Below are 18,323 nucleotides of genomic sequence, written 5' to 3'. Positions count from 1 at the left end.
TACCGGCGGGACGGCACAGCCGTCACCCTCAACGTTTCCTGTGTTTTATCAGGTGGCGTTAAGGTAACTGCTAGTTCGTTGCCAGACAACCCGAAGGCATATCAAACTCACACCTTCAGGCAGGCCGTTTCGGCTACGACGTCAGCGGACCGAAAAAGGTCTTGTCGTTCGCGTAATCGATGTACACCCCGTGCTGGAGGAACGGCAGGACGCCACTGTCGATGCTGGTGCCGGAGATCACCGTCGGGGCGTCACTGACCAACTGCGGAGTGCCGGTGTCGCTGATGTCGAAGCTGCCTGTCGTGGTGTAGCTGTACAGCAGCTGGTGAGCGGCGTTGTAGACCGAGATCAGCGTTCCGTCCGGCACGGAACCGGTCGGCGCCAGGCTGGACGGGATGGTTCCGAAGACTCCCCCGGAGTCGATGTTGTTGCTCACCGCGACCTGGGTGCCGTTACCGACGGATTCGAAAACGTTGCTCACCGGGTCACCACTTGTGGAGACAGCATCGGGGATCGGGTTTCCGCCGCCGACAACAAGCTCGTTGCCGGGGATGTTGACGTACACGCCGCCATAGTCGAGGAACGGTGTGGTGGTCGGTCCCGCCGTGTTGTCACCGATCCCCAAGATCCCGCTGACCTCGTTACCGCCGAGGAATTCCTGGAAGGCGTTGTTGGTGAAGAGGCTTCCGAAGTCCGAGGGGTTCCAGGAGTAGATCTCGATGTTCACGGGCCCGTCGGTGCTCAGACCAGTGCCGCCGAGGTAGTCGACCGGGACGTTGTTGTAGGTCAGGTACAGGTAGTCCACCCCGCCGCTGTAACCACTCTCGCTGAAGCCGGTGGGAAGGCCGAGGCTGAACAGCGCCTCGAGCTGAGAGGAGTAGGTGGAACCGAGGTCGGTGAACGGAACGACGAGCCCGCTCGACCCGGTGTCGACGAGCAGCGGTACGGCGCTGCCACCGTCGATCGACGCCTGGACCACCGGCTCGGTGCCTTCCAGGACGGTCAGCGGAATGGTTCCACCGGCAAGCGAGGCAGCTGGTTCTGCCGCCGCACCGACCGCAGCCGCTGCGGCCGCGTCGGTCGAGGGCAACGCGAAGTCGAAAGTCGAGTTCAGGCTGGCCAGCAGGCTGTCCGACCAGCTGGTGAGGTCGAGCGCGGCCGCCGGGTCGATTGCCGTCAGCGAGTCGGTCAGCGAGGTCAGCAGCGGCTGAATGATCGGTTCCAGCAAATCGTCGAAGTCCGCCCGCGCGGGTGCCGCTGAGCTGGTAGCCAGGGCCGCGGCTGCCAGGAACACGCTCGCACCCGTTCCAAGCAGCCCGAGACCCGCGAACACCGTCGTCTTACCGTTCCGACCAGCCATTGAGTGCTTCCCCCGAAGACGTGGGCGCTGTCGCGCGCAAACTTAGAAAGCCTGTGGATCCGTGAGGCTTCTCTAAGCTAAATATGAATTTGCCCTGAGCGCAACCCGGGCGGTCAGGGCAGCGGTCCCCCGGCGGCGATCGCGGACAGCGTGGCGAATTGTTCACCGTCCAGCGAGGCGCCGCCGACCAGCGCGCCGTCGACGTCTTCCTGGGCGACGAGGTCGCCGATGTTCTTGGCATTCACCGAACCGCCGTAGAGCACCCGGACGGTGTCGGCGATCTGCGGCGACGCCAAGGACCCCAACTCCTTGCGAACCGCGGCGCACACCTCTTGGGCGTCGGCGGAGCTGGCCACCCGCCCGGTGCCGATCGCCCACACCGGCTCGTAGGCGATGACCGTCTGGCCGATCTGCTCGGCCGACAACCCGGCCAGCGAACCGCGCAGTTGGTTCTGGCAGTGACTGACGTGCTCGCCGGCCTCGCGGACCTCCAGATGCTCGCCGATACACACGATCGGGGTCAGCTCGTACTTCAGCGCGGCAGCGGCTTTGGCGGCGACCAGTGCGTCGTCCTCGTCGTGATAGGTGCGTCGCTCGGAGTGCCCGACCACGGCATAGTGGCAACCCAACTTCGCCAGGAATGCCCCACTGATCTCGCCGGTGTACGCACCGGAGTCGTGCTGCGAGATGTCCTGGGCGCCGTAGGTGAGCCGCAGCTTGTCACCGTCCACCAGGGTCTGCACACTGCGCAGATCGGTGAACGGCGGGATGACCGCGACGTCGACCTTGTCGAAGTACTTGTCCGGCAACGAGAATGCGATCTTCTGCACCAGCGCGATGGCCTCGAAGTGGTTGAGGTTCATCTTCCAGTTGCCGGCGATCAGCGGCTTGCGACTCATGCGCACCGCCGACACTGCGGAGCAGAGCGATGGGACGGAGGCGGAACAATCATGAAGGTCCTTTGCTCAGGTGTTCAACACTTCGAGACCGGGCAGCGTCTTACCCTCAAGGTATTCCAGCGACGCCCCGCCGCCGGTCGAAATGTGCGAGAAGCCATCGTCGGGCAGGCCCAGCGCCCGCACCGCGGCGGCCGAGTCGCCACCCCCGACCACACTGAACGCGCCCTTGGCGGTCGCAGCGGATATCACTTCGGCGAGACCCTTGGTGCCGGCGGCGAACGCCGGGAACTCGAAGACGCCCATCGGGCCGTTCCAGAAGATGGTTTCGGCGTTGGCGAGCAGTTTGGTGAATCGCTGCACCGATCCCGGCCCGATATCCAGGCCCATTTTTCCGTCCGGAATTGATTCGGCTGCAACGGTTTCCGGCGTCGCATCGGCGGCGAACTTGTCCGCGACCACGATGTCGACCGGCAGCCGGATGACGTCGGCGTACGTGTCGAGCAGCTGCTTGCACGTGTCGATCATCTCGGTCTGCAGTAGCGACGTGCCGACCGAGAGCCCCATCGCGGCCAGGAACGTGTAGCACATACCGCCACCGATCACGATGCTGTCGGCTTTGGTGGCCAGCTGCTCGATGACGCCGAGCTTGTCGGAGACTTTCGATCCGCCCAGGATCACCGCATACGGCCGCTTCGTCGAGCCGGTCAGCCGCTCGAGCACCGCGACCTCTTGGGCAACCAACCCCCCGGCGTAGTGCGGCAGCAGCGTCGCGACGTCATACACCGATGCCTGCTTGCGGTGTACCACCCCGAACCCGTCGGAGACGAATGCCCCGGTGCTGCCGACCAATTCGGCAAGTTCCTCGGCCAGCGCCAACCGCTCCGCGTCGTCCTTACTGGTCTCGCGCGGATCGAAGCGGATGTTCTCCAGCAGCAGCACGTCGCCGTCGGCCAGGCTGGTGGCGCGGGATTTGGCGTCCGCGCCGACGACGTCACCGGCCAGTTGCACGTCCTTACCCAGCTGATCCGCCAGCGCCGCGGCAACCGGCGCGAGCGACAACGAGGGATCCGGCTCGCCTTTGGGGCGGCCGAGATGCGCGGTCACCACGACCTTGGCGCCGGCATCGGCGAGCGCCCTGATCGTCGGCACCGACGCGGTGATGCGGCCGGGGTCGGTGATGGCGCCGTCGTTGAGCGGCACGTTCAAATCCGAGCGAACGAGCACCCCGCGACCCGAAACCCCCTGTGCGAGAAGGTCGTCGAGGTTGTGAATGGCCACGATTAGAGCGACTTGCCGACCAGCGCGACCAGGTCCACGAGGCGGTTCGAGTAGCCCCACTCGTTGTCGTACCAGGACACCACCTTGGCCTGGTTGTCGATCACCTTGGTCAGGCCGGAGTCGAAGATCGAGCTGTGCGGATCGGTGACGATGTCACTGGAGACGATCGGCGCGTCGTAGTACTTCAGGATGCCCTTCATCGGGCCGTCGGCGGCGGCCTTCATTGCGGCGTTGATCTCGTCGGCTGTCGCGGACTTCTTGAGCTCCGCAGTCAGGTCGGTGACCGAGCCGGTGGGGATCGGGACCCGCAGTGCGTAGCCGTCCAACTTGCCCTTGAGCTCCGGCAGCACCAGACCGATCGCCTTGGCCGCACCCGTCGAGGTCGGCACGATGTTCAGCGCGGCGGCCCGGGCCCGGCGGAGGTCCTTGTGCGGACCGTCCTGCAGGTTCTGGTCCTGGGTGTAAGCGTGGATGGTGGTCATCAGCCCCTTGACGATGCCGAACTCGTCGTTCAGCACCTTGGCGATCGGCCCGAGGCAGTTCGTGGTGCACGAGGCGTTGGAGATGATGTTCTGGCTGCCGTCGTACTTGTCGTCGTTGACGCCGAGCACGATGGTGATGTCCTCGTCGGTGGCGGGCGCGGAGATGATCACCTTTTTGGCGCCGGCATCCAAGTGGCCCTTGGCCTTTGCGGCGTTGGTGAAGATACCGGTGGACTCGACGACAACGTCGACGCCGAGGTCGCCCCAGGGCAACGCGGCGGGGCCTTCCTTGACTTCGAGTGCCTTGATCTTGTGGTCGCCGACGACGATCGTGTCATCGCCTTCGAGGCTGACGTCGTAGGGCAGCCGGCCGAGGATCGAGTCGAACTTCAGCAGATGCGCCAGCGAGGCGTTGTCAGTCAGGTCGTTGGCGGCGATCACCTCGATCTCGGTGTCGGCTCCGGCGGCCTGCTGCGCCAGCAGGGCCCGGTAGAAGTTGCGTCCGATGCGCCCGAAACCGTTGATGCCTACCCGGACCGTCACGTATTTCTCCTTCTGTGCTGGCTAAATGCTCGCTGCCAGCCTAGTAGCTGCAACAATGCGTCGCTAATTCGGTGGTTTAGGTCACGCTCTCGCGGGTGTGACGGGATGAACGGGCAGCTCATCACCGGGCTCTGGCCAGGGCTGGCGGGCCAACATGTCGTCGACGGCGACGTAACCCTCCTCGATCAGGCCGGTCTTGGCGTCGACGATCCGGTACCACTGCTTTTTCGTCTGGATCGGCTGGCCTTCGAGGATGATGACCCGCAGATCGCCCTCCTCGAGCCGGCAGCGCCGCTGCACAGCGGCCACCAACTGCTCGTTGTGCAGGTGGCCCTCGCCGAAGTTCCAGCCGATCAGCGGCCCGGCCACGGTCTCACCCTCACGCAGTGCGTATTCCGACTCGTCGACGTCCTTGCCCAGGGCTCGGGGCAGAAGCCCGTTCAGAGCGCGGCCGTGGACGTGCATGGACCGGAACGCGCGCGCCTTGTCGCTGATGATTTCGGCGGTGTTCGGGTCATAGAGCCGGGCAATCTGTTTGACGGTGAGCGCCGAGCTCTTGATCACGCTTTCGTCGATCTTGTCCTCGACGCCGGTGCGGAAACACCAGACGCTCGAGGCCCAGTTGCCGGCGTAATAACGCAACGCGGGCAGGAACGAGATCTGTTGCGGGAACATGTTTCCCACAACCGGGACTACGACGAGAGCGGCCAGCAACATCGCCAGCAGCAGCGGTGAACTCAGGTCGTAGATCACGATGTCGCTGTAGTGCCCGAACAGGTAGAACAGCGAGAAGATGAAAAAGATGTTCCACTCCAGCGGAACACCCATCGGCAGGTTGGAAATGATGTTCAGGTGGAAGATCACCATGAAGGCGATCAACGCCCACCGCCACGGGTGGCTGCCGCCGGCGAACACCAGGACTGCCGGCACGATCAGTTCCGCCGTCGTCCCGCCGACGTGCGCCATCACTTTCGGAATCCAGGTCGGACGTATGTCGTTGACGGGATCGCGATAGAGCCTGCGCTTCAACCAGTTGAACGGCTTTCCGCGTAGCAGAGCGTTGTTGCTCGTCATCGCCGCGACGACGTAGGGAAAGTGGTGATTCAGCTTGGAAGTCGCTGCGCCCCACCACAGCCCGAGCATCACGATTTTGAAGGCTGCGATCTGGTCGGTGAAGGGAAAGAAGAAGATCACCAGCTTCAACCAGTAATGCTCTCCGCGGGCGGCCAAGAAGACCGTCTTGTCGCGTAGGCCCAACAGCCCCAGGGCGGCAATGGTCGGCAGTACCAGCAGCGGGTCGATCAACCCCACGTCACCGCTCGCGGTCACCGACCCGCCATGGCCCGGAGCCAGCAGCGCCCAGACACCGGAGGCCAGGACGACAACGTAGAGGGCGACGTCGAAAAGAGTGCGGGTGTCCCCGCGAGTGAACGGAACCTCGTTCGGCCACGGCGGCAACCGAATTGTCTTGGGACGCAACCAGTAGAGGAATCCGCCGATCGGCGGCAAGAAGCGCGCGGTGAGCGGACCCGACCCGCAGCCCAGTCCGAGGACTTCGAACAGCAGCGTGAAGATGATGAACTTCTGGTAGACGATCGGCTGGGTCCACCAGGTCGCGATGTCGGTCAGTCCGCCCAGGCCCGGCGTCAGCGCGATGACCGCAGCGGCGCCCGCCGCATACGCGACCATCTTGAGCACGTAGAGCAGATAGATCGCTGACGGAGTGCCAAAACCGTGCTCGACCCAGTGCCGGGTCACCACCTGCATCCGATCTGCCGCCGACCGGTCCTGCCACGTCTCCGGGTCGACGTCCGGAAGATCCGGGGTGATGAATCCCATCACGGCCTCTTTTCAGTCCTGCCACCGTTGGCGAGAACAATCTAGCGGGCAACGTGTGGGGCGCGACCGAAACACGGGCGTTTCTCTGCGAGTTGAGCAGCCCTGAAGCATCGTCGCAGCCGCCGACTGTGTCGGTTACGAGTGAAAAGCGCGGCCTGACACGCGCATAACCCGCACAGCCGACGAGTCTCTAGGCGTCTTCCAGCAGGTCCGGGGTCACCGCAGACTCGGTGTCCGGAATTCCGTCGACCTTCGCTTTGCGATCAGCCATCGACAGCAATCGCCGAATACGGCCGGCCACAGCATCTTTCGTCATCGGCGGATCGGCCAGCCGGCCCAACTCCTCCAGCGAAGCCTGCCGGTGCTCGACGCGCAGCTTGCCGGCAGCGGCCAAGTGGTCGGGTACGCCTTCACCCAGGATTTCCAGCGCTCGTTCCACCCGGGCGGCCGCGGCCACCGCAGCACGCGCGGAGCGCCGCAGGTTGGCGTCGTCGAAGTTTGCCAACCTGTTGGCCGTTGCCCGCACCTCGCGGCGCATCCGCCGTTCCTCCCAGACCAGCCGGGTGTCCTGGGCGCCCATCCGGGTCAGCAGCGCCCCGATGGCCTCGCCGTCGCGGACGACCACCCGGTCGGCGCCGCGGACCTCCCGCGCCTTGGCGCTGATCCCGAGCCGGCGGGCCGCGCCCACCAACGCCAGCGCTGCCTCAGGTCCAGGGCAGCTGACCTCCAGCGCCGACGAGCGACCCGGCTCGGTCAGCGATCCGTGCGCCAGGAAGGCCCCGCGCCACGCGGCCTCGGAGTCGGCGATGCTGCCGCCGACGACCTGGGCAGGCAATCCCCGCACCGGACGGCCGCGCAGATCGAGCAGTCCGGTCTGGCGGGCCAGCGCCTCGCCGTCGTTCGCGACGCGCAACACGTAGCGTGTCGTCTTCCGGATTCCGCTGGCGGACAGCACATGTACCACCGCGTTGTATCCGTAGAGGTCGAAAATGTCTTTGCGAAGCCGACGCGCGATGCTGCCCAGGTCGACTTCGGCTTCGACGACCACCCGGCCGGCCACGATGTGCAAGCCACCGGCGAACCGCAGCAGTGACGTCACCTCGGCGCGTCGGGCGCTTACGGCGGTCACCACCAGGCGGCTCAACTCGTCTTTGACTTCGGCCGTCATCGCCACGCGTCGTCACCCCTCGGTCCGTTGCGACCCGGTCCATCTGTGCCGGTTCGCTGACGTTCTTGCTCGATCGCCAACGCGTCGGTGGACGTCGCAGCAGGCGGCGGCCGACCGGTGTCGCGCACGCCAACCCCGTCCAGCGCCGCTGCCAACTTCCCCGGGTCATGTAAAGGTGTACCAGGCTTGGCCACGTCGGCGAACTGAACCTGCGCATTCAGTAACGTCGCGGTGCGGCGCAACTGCTCCCGCTCCCGCTCGCTGGGCACCCGGCCGGCATCGATGATCACGTCGTGAACGCTGAAACCCGGTGCGTGCTGGGCAAGTACGTGCAGATGGCGCTCCACCGAGAAGCCGGCCGTCTCCCCCGGTTCGGCGACCAGATTGAGCACCAGCGCACGACGGGCAGTGGTCGCCTGCAGCGCAGCGACCAACCCGGGCACCATGACGTGCGGAAGAACGCTGGTGAACCACGAACCCGGCCCGAGCACCACCAGATCGGCGACCATGATCGCGTCGACCGCCTGCCGGGTGGCCGGCGGATCGCCGGGCAGCAGACGAACCCGGCGGACCTTGCCCGGCGTGGTCGCGATCGCCACCTGTCCGCGGATCGCCCGAAACATTCGCGGGTCGGTTTCCAGCCCGGACACGTCAGCCTCGATCTGCAGCGCGATCGGGCACATCGGCAACACCCGGCCCCGCACACCCAGAATTCGGCCGACCTCGTCGAGTGCGGCGACCGGATCGTCGAGCACCTCGCTCAGACCGGCCAGCAGCAGATTGCCGATCGGATGACCGGACAGCGCGCCACTGCCGCCGAACCTGTGTTGCATGATGGTCGCCCACAACCGGCCCTGCGGACTGTCAGAAGCCAACGCCGCCAACGCCATTCGTAGATCACCCGGGGGGACGACGTCGAGTTCGCTGCGCAACCTTCCGGACGATCCACCGTCATCGGCGACGGTCACGATGGCGGTCACGTGCGGAGTCAGTCGCCGGGCAGCCGACAGCGTGGCGTACAGGCCGTGCCCACCGCCCAAGGCGACAATCCTAGGGCTCATCGACGCCGCTCCTCAGCATCGCTGCGCTCTGCATCGTCACCAGCGGGGCTCATCGACGCCGCTCCTCAGCATCGCTGCGCTCTGCATCGTCACCGGCGGGGCTCATCGACGCCGCTCCTCAGCATCGCTGCGCTCTGCATCGTCACCAGCGGGGCTCATTCGCGGCCCAGATCCCGGTGCAACACCCGCACCGTGAGCTGTTTGTCGGGCTCGAGCAGCCGCGCCAAGGCCTCGGCGATCGCAACGCTGCGGTGTTTGCCACCGGTGCAGCCGATCGCCACGGTCATATAGCGCTTCCCCTCCCGGTGATAGCCGTCGACAATCAGGGACAGCAACCGATGGTATGTCTCCAGGAACTCCGCCGCGCCGGTCTGGCCAAGCACGTAGTCACGAACCTGCGGATGTTGTCCGGTGAGCGGGCGCAGCTCGTCGACCCAGTGCGGATTCGGAAGGAAGCGCACATCCATCACGGTGTCGGCGTCCATCGGAAGGCCGTACTTGAAGCCGAACGACTCCACGGTCACGCTGGTCTGTGCGACCGCCTCACCGCCGAAGGCCCGCTCGATGCTCTCCCGGAGCTCACGCACCGACAGCGTCGAGGTGTCGATGACCAGATCGGCGGTCGCGCGAACCGTAGCGAGCATTTCGCGCTCGGCGGCAATACCTTCCGCCAGCGTCTGCGAACCCTGCAGCGGGTGGCTGCGCCGGTTCTGCTCGTAGCGGCGCACCAGCATGTCGTCCGAGGCCTCCATGAACAACACCTGCGGGGTGATGTTGCGGGTCGCCAAGTCGTTGCGCACCCAGTCCAAATCACCGGTGAACCCCCGGGAGCGGACGTCCATCACAATGGCCAGCTGGGTGATCCGCGATCCGGCGTCGAGTCCGAGATCGACCATCCGGGTGATGAGCTGGGGTGGCAGGTTGTCGGCGACATACCAGCCGAGGTCCTCGAGCACCTTGGCCGCGGTCCCCCGCCCGGCGCCCGACAGACCGGTGACCAGAACGACGTCGATGCCGGATTCGCCTGCGCCACTGTGGCTGTCGGCCTGGTCGACCGACCCGGCTTGATTCGGCCCGTCCATCCCCTCGCCCGTCATCCAGATGCCCGTTCCGCGATCCGGTCTTGCGCCCCGGTTGCCGATCCGGCACTCTCGCCGCGCAACGCGTCGAGCACCGCTGTCGCCGTTGCCGCCCCGATGCCCGGAACGGACGTGATCTCGTCGACGGTAGCCTCCCTGAGTCGCGCCAGTGAGCCGAAATGGGCAACCAGCGCCTTGCGTCGATGCTCACCCAACCCCGGTATCGAATCGAGCGCCGACGCTGTCATCCGTTTGGACCGCTTGCTGCGGTGGTAGTTGATCGCAAACCGGTGCGCCTCGTCGCGCACCCGCTGCAGCAGGTACAACCCCTCGCTGTTGCGCGGCAGGATGATCGGGTCCGGTTCCGACGGCACCCACACCTCCTCCAGGCGCTTGGCCAGCCCGATCACCGCGACGTCGGTGACGCCGAGTTCGTCGAGGACCGCGCTGGCGGCGTTGACCTGCGCAGCGCCACCGTCGACCACGTAAAGGTTCGGCGGGTAGGCGAACCGGCGCGATTTACCCTCGGGTGAGAGCACTTTCGGGTCTTCCTGCTCTTGTACGTGGCGGATGAACCGTCGACGGGTGACCTCGGCGATCGAAGCGACGTCGTCAGAGCGGCCGTCACCAGCGGCTTCGCGAATCCCGAAGTGCCGGTAGTCCGATTTGCGCGGCAGCCCGTCTTCGAAGACCACCAGCGACCCGACCACGTCGGTGCCCTGCACATGGCTGATGTCGACACACTCGATACGAAGCGGAGCATCGGCCAACCCCAACGCCTCCTGAATGTTCTGCAGCGCAGCAGATCTGGCGGTGAAATCGCCGGCGCGTTTGAGTTTGTGCTGCTGCAGAGCGTCTTTGGCGTTGCGCTGGACCGTCTCGGCCAGCGCCCGCTTGTCCCCACGGCGGGGAACACGCAGGTTGACCCGCGACCCACGCAGACCCGAGAGCCAGGTCGCCAATTCCTCGGCATTCGGCGGCAGGCACGGCACCAGGACTTCGCGGGGCACCGGGTTGACGGATTCGTCGGCCGCGCCGTCGAGTTCGGCCTGATCGCCGTAGAATTGGGTCAAGAACTGCTCGACCAATTGAGCCTCGCCAGAATCGCCTGGATCACCAGGCTTTTCGACGATCCAGCCGCGCTGTCCACGAACCCGACCGCCGCGCACGTGAAACACCTGGACGGCCGCTTCGAGATCGTCGTCGGCGAACGCGACGACGTCGGCGTCGGTGCCGTCACCGAGAACGACGGCCTGCTTTTCCAGGGCCCGCTTGAGGGCACCGAGGTCGTCACGCAGCCGGGCCGCGCGTTCGAACTCCAGACTTGCCGCAGCCGCGTGCATCTGTTGTTCCAGGCCGCGCGCGAACCTGTCGGTCTTTCCCGACAGGAAATCGCAGAAGTCCGCCACGATCTGGCGATGCTGTTCGGCGCTGACCCGCCCGACGCACGGCGCCGAACACTTGTCGATGTACCCCAGCAGGCAGGGCCGGTCGATTTGGTTGTGTCGCTTGAAGACTCCCGCCGAGCAGGTGCGGGCCGGGAACACCCGGGTCAGCAGGTCCAGGGTCTCCCGGATGGCCCAGGCATGCGAGTAGGGGCCGAAGTACCGGACACCCTTGCGACGTGGGCCGCGGTAGACCATCAGGCGCGGATATTCCTCGTTGAGGGTGACGGCGAGCACCGGGTAGGACTTGTCGTCGCGGTAGCGGACATTGAACCGAGGATCGAATTCCTTGATCCAGTTGTATTCCAGCTGCAGCGCCTCGACCTCGGTGTTGACCACCGTCCACTCCACCTTGGCCGCGGTGGTCACCATCTGTCGGGTGCGTGGATGCAGGCCGGCGATGTCAGCGAAGTAGGAGTTGAGCCGGCTGCGCAGGCTCTTGGCCTTGCCGACGTAAATCACCCGGCCGTGCTTGTCGCTGAACCGGTACACACCCGGCTGCACCGGGATGGACCCGGTGACAGGGCGGTAGGTCGCGGGATCAGCCACGGTGTCTAAGGCTAGTCGCGCCAACCGACGCCGACGACGCGTACTAGATGTGGCGCGAACATGAAACGGGGTTCACGCTCGGCAGCCAGTGTGAAACTGGCTTCACGGTCGGCGACTGTCAGCGCGATGCCAGGTCGGGCCGGTAGCGCGCCAGCAGTGTCCGCACGGTGTCCATCGCAGCGACAGCGCGGTCTTTGTCGACGGACTGGATGGCCATCAGCGGGATGTACTCGTCGTCCGGCAGATCGATACGCGCCCACCGCGCGCCGACGGGAAACGACACGCCCACCAGATCGCCCCACGGCACCAGCCGGTCGCTGAGCACATTGCGCACCGAGAGGCCGCTTTCGCCGACCCGCAGACGCGGCCGGGCGAACAGCAGCACCAGCCCGGCGAGAACGACACCGAGCACCGCCATAGCGATCTGGTCGGAGGTCTGGAAGATGACGCCGGTGGACCCGATCTTGAGCAGCAGTCCGATCACCACATGCGCGACGACAAGGACGACGGCCACGGCGTAGGCGACGTAAGGCGTCAGGCGCGGCCGCAGTTGCACATCCCAGCTGTCCCGGTCGGACTTGGCGGTCACGGCTTTTCGCGCAGCTGGCGCAGGGTCAGCGCGGTGCTCAGCGCCGCGGCTGTCGCCTGGCCGCCATTGTCTTCGGTGGATTCCGGCAGCCCAGCGCGATCGAGCGCCTGAGCTTCGTCGTTGGTGGTCAGCACGCCGTTGGCCACCGGGGTGGACTCATCGAGTGAAACCCGGGTCAGCCCCTGGGTTACGGCGTCGCAGACGTAGTCGAAGTGTGGTGTCTGACCGCGGATCACCACGCCCAGCGCGACGACGGCGTCATGATTGCGGGCGACCGCTTGGGCGACCACGGGAATCTCGATCGCACCGCGAACTCGGATCACGGTCGGGTTCTTGACGCCCCACTCGTCGGCGATCCGCTCGGCCCGCTCGAGCAACTGGTTGCAGATCTTGCTGTGCCACGTGCTCACCACGATCGCCAGAGTGAGTGCGGAAGCGTCCTGCGACGCGATGTCGGGGACCCCGGCACCGCTCATAGGGCCCCGCCGAATTCGCCTGGCAGGTTGATGGATTCGTGATAGTCGTCCAGCCCGACCAGGTCGTGACCCATCCGGTCACGTTTGGTCATCAGGTAGCGGATGTTCTCCGCGTTGACCCGGACCGGCAGGGCCACCCGCTCGAGGATGTGCAGCCCGTAACCATCCAGGCCGACGCGCTTGGCGGGGTTGTTGGTCAGCAGCCGCATCGAGCGGACTCCGAGGTCGACCAAAATCTGCGCTCCCGTGCCGTAATCTCTTGCGTCAGCGGGCAATCCAAGCTTGAGATTCGCGTCGACGGTGTCGTCGCCGGCATCTTGGAGTTGATAGGCCTGCAGCTTGTGCATCAAGCCGATGCCGCGTCCTTCATGCCCGCGCATGTAGAGCACCACTCCCCGGCCCTCGCGGGCGACCATCGCCATCGCGGCGTCCAGTTGGGGACCGCAGTCGCAGCGTCGCGAGCCGAACACATCACCGGTGAGGCATTCGGAGTGGACCCGGACCAGCACGTCGTCACCGTCGTAGTTAGGCCCGGCAATCTCGCCCCGGACCAACGCCACGTGTTCGACGTCTTCGTAGATGCTGCTGTAGCCGACCGCACGGAATTCACCGTGCCGGGTAGGGATGCGCGCCTCGGCGATTCGCTCGATGTGCTTCTCGTGCTTGCGGCGGTACTCGATCAGGTCGGCGATCGCAATCAGGGCCAGATCGTGCTCGTCGGCGAAGACCCGTAGTTCGTCGGTCTGCGCCATCGCGCCTTCGTCCTTCTGGCTGACGACCTCACAGATGGCGCCGGCCGGCGACAGCCCGGCCATCCGGGCCAGGTCGACGGCGGCCTCGGTGTGACCCGGGCGGCGAAGCACGCCACCGTCCTTGGCGCGCAACGGAACAACGTGGCCGGGTCGGGTGAAGTCCTCGGCAACGCTGTCCGGGTCCGACAGCAACCGCATGGTCGTGGCGCGATCCGATGCCGAGATACCGGTACCCACACCGTATTTCGCGTCGACGGTGATGGTGTAGGCGGTTCCGTGCTTGTCCTGGTTCACCGCGTACATCGGAAGCAGACCGAGCCGGTCGCAGATCTCGCCGTCCAACGGCACACACAGGTATCCCGAGGTGTAGCGGACCATGAAGGCCACCAACTCCGGGGTCGCTTTCTCGGCGGCAAAGATGAGGTCGCCCTCGTTCTCGCGGTCCTCGTCGTCGACGACGACCACCGCCTTGCCCGCCGCGATGTCGGCGATCGCGCGCTCGACCGAGTCCAACCTCGTCATCGCAGCCACCTCGTCAGAGAATCACACCTGACGGCCTCAGGTGTTGTGTCCAGTATGAACCAACACGTCGGCATAGTTATTGCCACTGCTCACTGACCGGCCGTCGGTTTCGCGGCAGGGTGTGCAGCTCGCTCCACAGAAGGTTTGCAGAGGCCGCTCGTAGCTGATTCATAGACAGCCTATCTAGCGTTCAGTATGTCGGGACCAAGCGTCCGACGAACACGCGAGAAGGCAGGTGAAGGACTATGAAGCTCAAGCAACTGATGGCCGGCGCGGCTATCACCGGCGCCCTCGGCTCTGCCGCACTGGGGGTGGGCACCGGCCTTGCCAGCGCCGCACCCGGGCCCGCGCCCGGCGACCACGGCACGCCCGTGCTCAACCACGCCGGACCTGCACCGCAAGATCCAGGTGGCGGCCATGGGCCCGGTGGACCCGGACCTGGCGGACCTGGCGGACCTGGCGGACCCGGCGGCCCCGGACCCGGTGGACCCGGCGGCTGGCATGGCGGACCTGGCGGACCCGGTCCCGGCGGACCCGGTGGACCCGGCGGGCCTGGGCCTGGCGGACCCGGCGGGCCCGGATTCCACGGTGGTCCGGGACCCTGGCACGGCGACGACCATCGGGGCTATTTCCGTGGTGCTCCGTGGGGCAATGGACCGGCCCCCTGGGGCGCCGGCGAACCGCCGCGCCCGGGCTGGAACCGGCCGCTTCCGCCCCCCGGCGGACGGTGGAACGACGGGCCGATCAACTACTGGGGATACCAGGAGACCCCGTTCTGGAACCCGCAGTTCAACCAGTGGGGCTTCAACTTCTTCGGAGTTTGGATCCCGCTGTAAAGAACCATCTCACCGAACGCCCGCTTCGCCGACCGGCGGAGCGGGCGTTGCCCTTTGCCGAGGTTGCGGCACCTTTTACGACGAGTGAAGAGCAACCCACCGTGCAGTGCATGCTCGGTGACACGTCGCGAATGACGGCAGCGTTGCTCCGCAGCGGCGTTAAGCTCGGTAGATGGCGGTGTTGCCTCGCACTCGGTTTACGGCCGCACTGACGATCGGTTTGGCCTTGGGTGGCGCCACGCTCGTCGGACCCGCGCCCGCGCGAGAGTCCCTCGTTTCGACGGTCGCTATCGGCCCACTCGCCCCGCTCGACGATCCGCCGCCGGCACCGGATCCAGATCCCGCACCGAGCGCCCACGACGCTCCGGGCGATCCAGGTCCCGTGCGTGCCGCCCCGGCACCGCATCGTCGCCACATCGACAACGACCCGATCTTTCGTCGTTAGGGCCGCACCGGCGCCTACTTGTGAGCTAACAGCCGCTCGACATATTTCGCGATCACATCGACTTCGAGATTGACCGGCGTTCCGGCTGGCGCCGGACCCAGCGTGGTCAACTCGCGGGTGGTCGGGATCAGCGACACCTCGAACCAATCGTCGCCGAGCGCCGAGACCGTCAGCGAGATCCCGTCGACGGTGATCGATCCCTTCTCCACGACGTAGCGAGCCAGGTCGACCGGCATCCCGATCCGGACGACCTCCCAGTTTTCGGCAGGCTTACGGCTGAGGATCTGCCCGGTGCCGTCGACATGGCCTTGCACGATGTGACCGCCGAGCCGGCTGTTCAAGGCCGCGGCGCGCTCCAGATTGACCGTGCTGCCCGCGACGAGTCGGCCCAAGCTCGACCGGCTCAGCGTCTCGCCCATCACGTCTGCAGTGAATTTGCCGCCGGGTAACACCTCGACGACGGTCAGACACACGCCGTTGACGGCGATCGAGTCGCCGTGGCCGGCGTCCGCGGTCACGACCGGACCCTGAATCGTGAACCGGGCGGAATCGCCCAGGTCATCTTTGCCGACGACCTCGCCCAGCTCCTCAACAATTCCGGTGAACACCGCCTCAGGCTAGTGAGTAAAGCGCCCCTGCGCGAGGTTCGGGCCGCCTTGCGCCCCGGCGTCCGGTCTGCCCGACCCGCTAGGCTGCAAGCTATGCATACGCCCCGACGTGTAGGCCCAATCGTTGCCGTTTTAGCCGCCCTCTCGGTCGCCGCCGCTCTGATCAGCGGCTGCTCGTCGTCCAAGTCATCCAGCGGCCCGCTGCCCGACGCGGCCACCCTGATCAAGGAATCCACCCAGAGCACGAAGAACGTGAAAAGCGTGCACCTGGCCCTGACGGTCAACGGCAAGATCAAAGGCCTGCCGGTCAAGTCGCTGACCGGCGACCTGACCACCACGCCGCAGACCGCCGCTCAGGGCAACGCCAGCATCATCTTCGGCGGCTCCGACATCGACGCCCCGTTCGTGGTGATCGACGGCACCCTCTACGGAGCCCTGACCCCCGGCCAGTGGGACAGCTTCGGCAAAGCCTCCGACCTGTATGACCCGTCCACGATCCTCAAGCCCGACGTCGGCCTGGCCAACGTGCTGACCAACCTGAGCAACCCGAAAGCGGAGTCGCGGGAGAACGTCGGCGGTCAAACCACCATCAAGATCACGGGAACCGTCTCCGCCGACGCCGTCAACGGCATCATGCCGAGGCTGAAAGCAACACAGCCGTTGCCGTCGACCGTGTGGATCGAAGAGAACGGTGACCACCAGCTGGTGCAGACCACCCTGGAGCAGAGCCCTGGCAATTCCCTTCAGCTGACGCTGTCGAACTGGAACGCGCCGGTGCAGGTCACCAAGCCCCCGCTGGCCGCGGCACCGTGACGGCACCGCAACCCCACCACGCGGGGCGCCTCGTCGCGATCAGCGCCGGTAGCCTCGCGGTGCTCCTCGGGGCCCTCGACACCTATGTCGTCGTCACGATCATGCGCGACATCATCGGCACCATCGGGATTCCGGTAAACCGCCTGCAGCGCATCACCCCGATCATCACCTGGTATCTGCTGGGCTACATCGCCGCGATGCCGTTGCTGGGCCGGGCATCCGACCGGTTCGGGCGCAAGCTTCTGCTCCAGGTCAGTCTGGCCACCTTCCTGGTCGGCTCGGTCATCACCGCACTGTCGACCGACCTCGATGTGCTGGTGGTCGGTCGCACCATCCAGGGTGTGGCCAGCGGCGCCCTGCTTCCGGTGACGCTCGCGCTCGGCGCCGACCTCTGGGCTCAGCGCAACCGCGCCGGAGTCCTCGGCGGAATCGGCGCCGCCCAGGAACTGGGCAGTGTGCTCGGTCCGCTCTACGGCATCTTCATCGTCTGGTTGACGAGTCGGTGGCAGGACGTGTTCTGGATCAACGTGCCGCTGTCGCTGGCCGCGATGGTGATGATCCACTTCAGCCTGCCGCCCCGGGACCGCGACGCCGAGCCGGAGAAGATCGACATCATCGGCGGCCTGTTGCTGGCCGTCACCCTGGGACTGGCCGTCGTCGGGCTCTACAACGCCAACCCCGACGGTAAGCATGCGTTGCCCAGCTACGGGCCGCCGCTCATCATCGCGGCGGCTGTGTTCGCCGTCGTTTTCTTTGTCTGGGAACGGTTCTCCCGAACCAAGCTGATCGAGCCGGCGGGGGTGCGCTTCCGCCCGTTCCTGGCCGCACTCGGCTCCTCGCTGTGCGCCGGGGCCGCGCTGATGGTGACGCTGGTGGACGTAGAGCTGTTCGCGCAGGGCGTGCTCGGCAAGGACCAGAACCAGGCCGCGGTGATGCTGCTGTGGTTCCTGGCTGCGCTGCCGATCGGCGCGATCGTGGGTGGCGCGATCGCGACCAGGATCGGCGACCGAGCGGTGGCCTTCGTCGGACTGCTGATTGCCGCCGGCGGCTACCTGCTGATCTCCAAGTGGTCGATCAACCTGTTGAAGGAGCACCACGACCTGTTCGGTCTGTCGCTCCCGGCACTGCATACCGACCTGGCGATCGCCGGCATCGGGCTGGGTCTGGTTATCGCGCCGCTGACGTCCGCCAGCCTGCGCGTCGTGCCGGCGGCACAGCACGGCATCGCTTCGGCCGCCGTAGTGGTGGCCCGGATGACCGGCATGTTGATCGGGGTGGCGTCATTGAGCGCGTGGGGCTTCTACCGGCTGCCGCAGCTCGTCGCGAAGCTGGCGTCGGAGGTGCCTCCGAATGCCGGCCTGGCCGAGCGAGTTCTGCGTCAAGCCACCATGTACCGCGAGGCCTTCGCCGGAATGTACGGCGAGATCTTCAAGGTCACCGTGGTCGTGTGTCTGGTGGGCGCGTTGCTGGGCCTGCTGATCGGCGGCAGGGGCCAACATGCCGACGAGCCCGAGGCTCTCGAATCCGAAGCCGTCAGCCCCGGGCTGTGATCGTGTTGATCCAGTCGGTGTTGGACGCG

The 18,323-nt window shown here is 66.1% G+C and carries 17 protein-coding genes; 4 read left to right on the top strand and 13 right to left on the bottom strand.

The annotated features are described in order from the left end of the window. Positions 1-133: 133 nt before the first annotated feature. The 12 genes from CYU59_RS27715 to CYU59_RS27660 all read right to left on the bottom strand — a co-directional run bounded on the left by CYU59_RS27715 (position 134) and on the right by CYU59_RS27660 (position 14,042). A complete protein-coding gene (locus tag CYU59_RS27715; RefSeq protein ID WP_293004481.1) occupies positions 134-1,360 on the bottom strand; it encodes a PecA family PE domain-processing aspartic protease in 1,227 nt (408 codons plus the stop codon). 113 nt (positions 1,361-1,473) lie between these two features. After that, positions 1,474-2,259 carry a triose-phosphate isomerase gene (gene tpiA / locus CYU59_RS27710; protein WP_293004480.1) on the bottom strand — a complete coding sequence of 262 codons (786 nt, stop codon included), beginning with the start codon at positions 2,257-2,259 and terminating at the stop codon, positions 1,474-1,476. 66 nt (positions 2,260-2,325) lie between these two features. Further along, the gene (locus CYU59_RS27705; RefSeq protein ID WP_293004479.1) at positions 2,326-3,537 is read right to left on the bottom strand and encodes a phosphoglycerate kinase; all 1,212 of its coding nucleotides are present in this window, start codon (positions 3,535-3,537) and stop codon (positions 2,326-2,328) included. A gap of 2 nt (positions 3,538-3,539) precedes the next feature. Then, positions 3,540-4,562: a type I glyceraldehyde-3-phosphate dehydrogenase gene (gene gap / locus CYU59_RS27700; protein ID WP_293004478.1), complete on the bottom strand. Its 1,023-nt coding sequence runs from the start codon at positions 4,560-4,562 to the stop codon at positions 3,540-3,542. Positions 4,563-4,643: 81 nt separating this feature from the next. Next, positions 4,644-6,401 carry a DUF3556 domain-containing protein gene (locus CYU59_RS27695; protein WP_293004477.1) on the bottom strand — a complete coding sequence of 586 codons (1,758 nt, stop codon included), beginning with the start codon at positions 6,399-6,401 and terminating at the stop codon, positions 4,644-4,646. Between the two features lie 190 nt (positions 6,402-6,591). Next, positions 6,592-7,569, bottom strand: a complete 978-nt coding sequence (gene whiA / locus CYU59_RS27690) for a DNA-binding protein WhiA (protein WP_293004504.1) — start codon at positions 7,567-7,569, stop codon at positions 6,592-6,594. Continuing rightward, positions 7,566-8,630 carry a uridine diphosphate-N-acetylglucosamine-binding protein YvcK gene (yvcK, locus tag CYU59_RS27685; protein WP_293004476.1) on the bottom strand — a complete coding sequence of 355 codons (1,065 nt, stop codon included), beginning with the start codon at positions 8,628-8,630 and terminating at the stop codon, positions 7,566-7,568. The genes whiA and yvcK overlap by 4 nt, the downstream gene beginning before the upstream one ends. A gap of 155 nt (positions 8,631-8,785) precedes the next feature. Further along, complete coding sequence (gene rapZ, locus CYU59_RS27680; protein ID WP_293004503.1) at positions 8,786-9,712, bottom strand: RNase adapter RapZ; 927 nt, start codon at positions 9,710-9,712, stop codon at positions 8,786-8,788. Positions 9,713-9,723: 11 nt separating this feature from the next. Further along, positions 9,724-11,703 (bottom strand): excinuclease ABC subunit UvrC, encoded by a 1,980-nt coding sequence (uvrC, locus tag CYU59_RS27675; RefSeq protein ID WP_293004475.1) that lies wholly within the window; start codon positions 11,701-11,703, stop codon positions 9,724-9,726. A gap of 118 nt (positions 11,704-11,821) precedes the next feature. Next, the gene (locus tag CYU59_RS27670; protein ID WP_293004474.1) at positions 11,822-12,292 is read right to left on the bottom strand and encodes a PH domain-containing protein; all 471 of its coding nucleotides are present in this window, start codon (positions 12,290-12,292) and stop codon (positions 11,822-11,824) included. Next, positions 12,289-12,768, bottom strand: a complete 480-nt coding sequence (gene ribH, locus CYU59_RS27665; protein ID WP_293004473.1) for a 6,7-dimethyl-8-ribityllumazine synthase — start codon at positions 12,766-12,768, stop codon at positions 12,289-12,291. Before ribH ends, CYU59_RS27670 begins: the two co-directional genes overlap by 4 nt. Then, positions 12,765-14,042, bottom strand: coding sequence for a bifunctional 3,4-dihydroxy-2-butanone-4-phosphate synthase/GTP cyclohydrolase II (locus CYU59_RS27660; protein WP_293004472.1), 1,278 nt, complete (start codon positions 14,040-14,042; stop codon positions 12,765-12,767). The genes ribH and CYU59_RS27660 overlap by 4 nt, the downstream gene beginning before the upstream one ends. Before the next feature lie 245 nt (positions 14,043-14,287). Between CYU59_RS27660 and CYU59_RS27655 the strand changes: the two genes are divergently transcribed. Together CYU59_RS27655 and CYU59_RS27650 are read left to right on the top strand one after the other, a co-directional pair. Further along, positions 14,288-14,878, top strand: a complete 591-nt coding sequence (locus CYU59_RS27655) for a chitin-binding protein (protein ID WP_293004471.1) — start codon at positions 14,288-14,290, stop codon at positions 14,876-14,878. Positions 14,879-15,050: 172 nt separating this feature from the next. Next, positions 15,051-15,323 (top strand): hypothetical protein, encoded by a 273-nt coding sequence (locus tag CYU59_RS27650; RefSeq protein ID WP_293004470.1) that lies wholly within the window; start codon positions 15,051-15,053, stop codon positions 15,321-15,323. Positions 15,324-15,337: 14 nt separating this feature from the next. On the opposite strand, the gene CYU59_RS27645 is transcribed toward CYU59_RS27650, so the two are convergent. Beyond that, the gene (locus CYU59_RS27645) at positions 15,338-15,931 is read right to left on the bottom strand and encodes a riboflavin synthase (RefSeq protein WP_293004469.1); all 594 of its coding nucleotides are present in this window, start codon (positions 15,929-15,931) and stop codon (positions 15,338-15,340) included. 93 nt (positions 15,932-16,024) lie between these two features. On the opposite strand from CYU59_RS27645, the gene CYU59_RS27640 reads away from it, so the two are divergent. Continuing rightward, positions 16,025-16,744, top strand: coding sequence for an LppX_LprAFG lipoprotein (locus CYU59_RS27640; RefSeq protein WP_293004468.1), 720 nt, complete (start codon positions 16,025-16,027; stop codon positions 16,742-16,744). Next, positions 16,741-18,294, top strand: a complete 1,554-nt coding sequence (locus CYU59_RS27635; RefSeq protein WP_293004467.1) for an MFS transporter — start codon at positions 16,741-16,743, stop codon at positions 18,292-18,294. The genes CYU59_RS27640 and CYU59_RS27635 overlap by 4 nt, the downstream gene beginning before the upstream one ends. Positions 18,295-18,323: the final 29 nt, after the last annotated feature.

The organism is Mycobacterium sp. (genome assembly GCF_002863225.1).
Classification (GTDB): Bacteria; Actinomycetota; Actinomycetes; order Mycobacteriales; family Mycobacteriaceae; genus Mycobacterium.
This window is presented reverse-complemented; position numbering and strand designations above follow the sequence as displayed.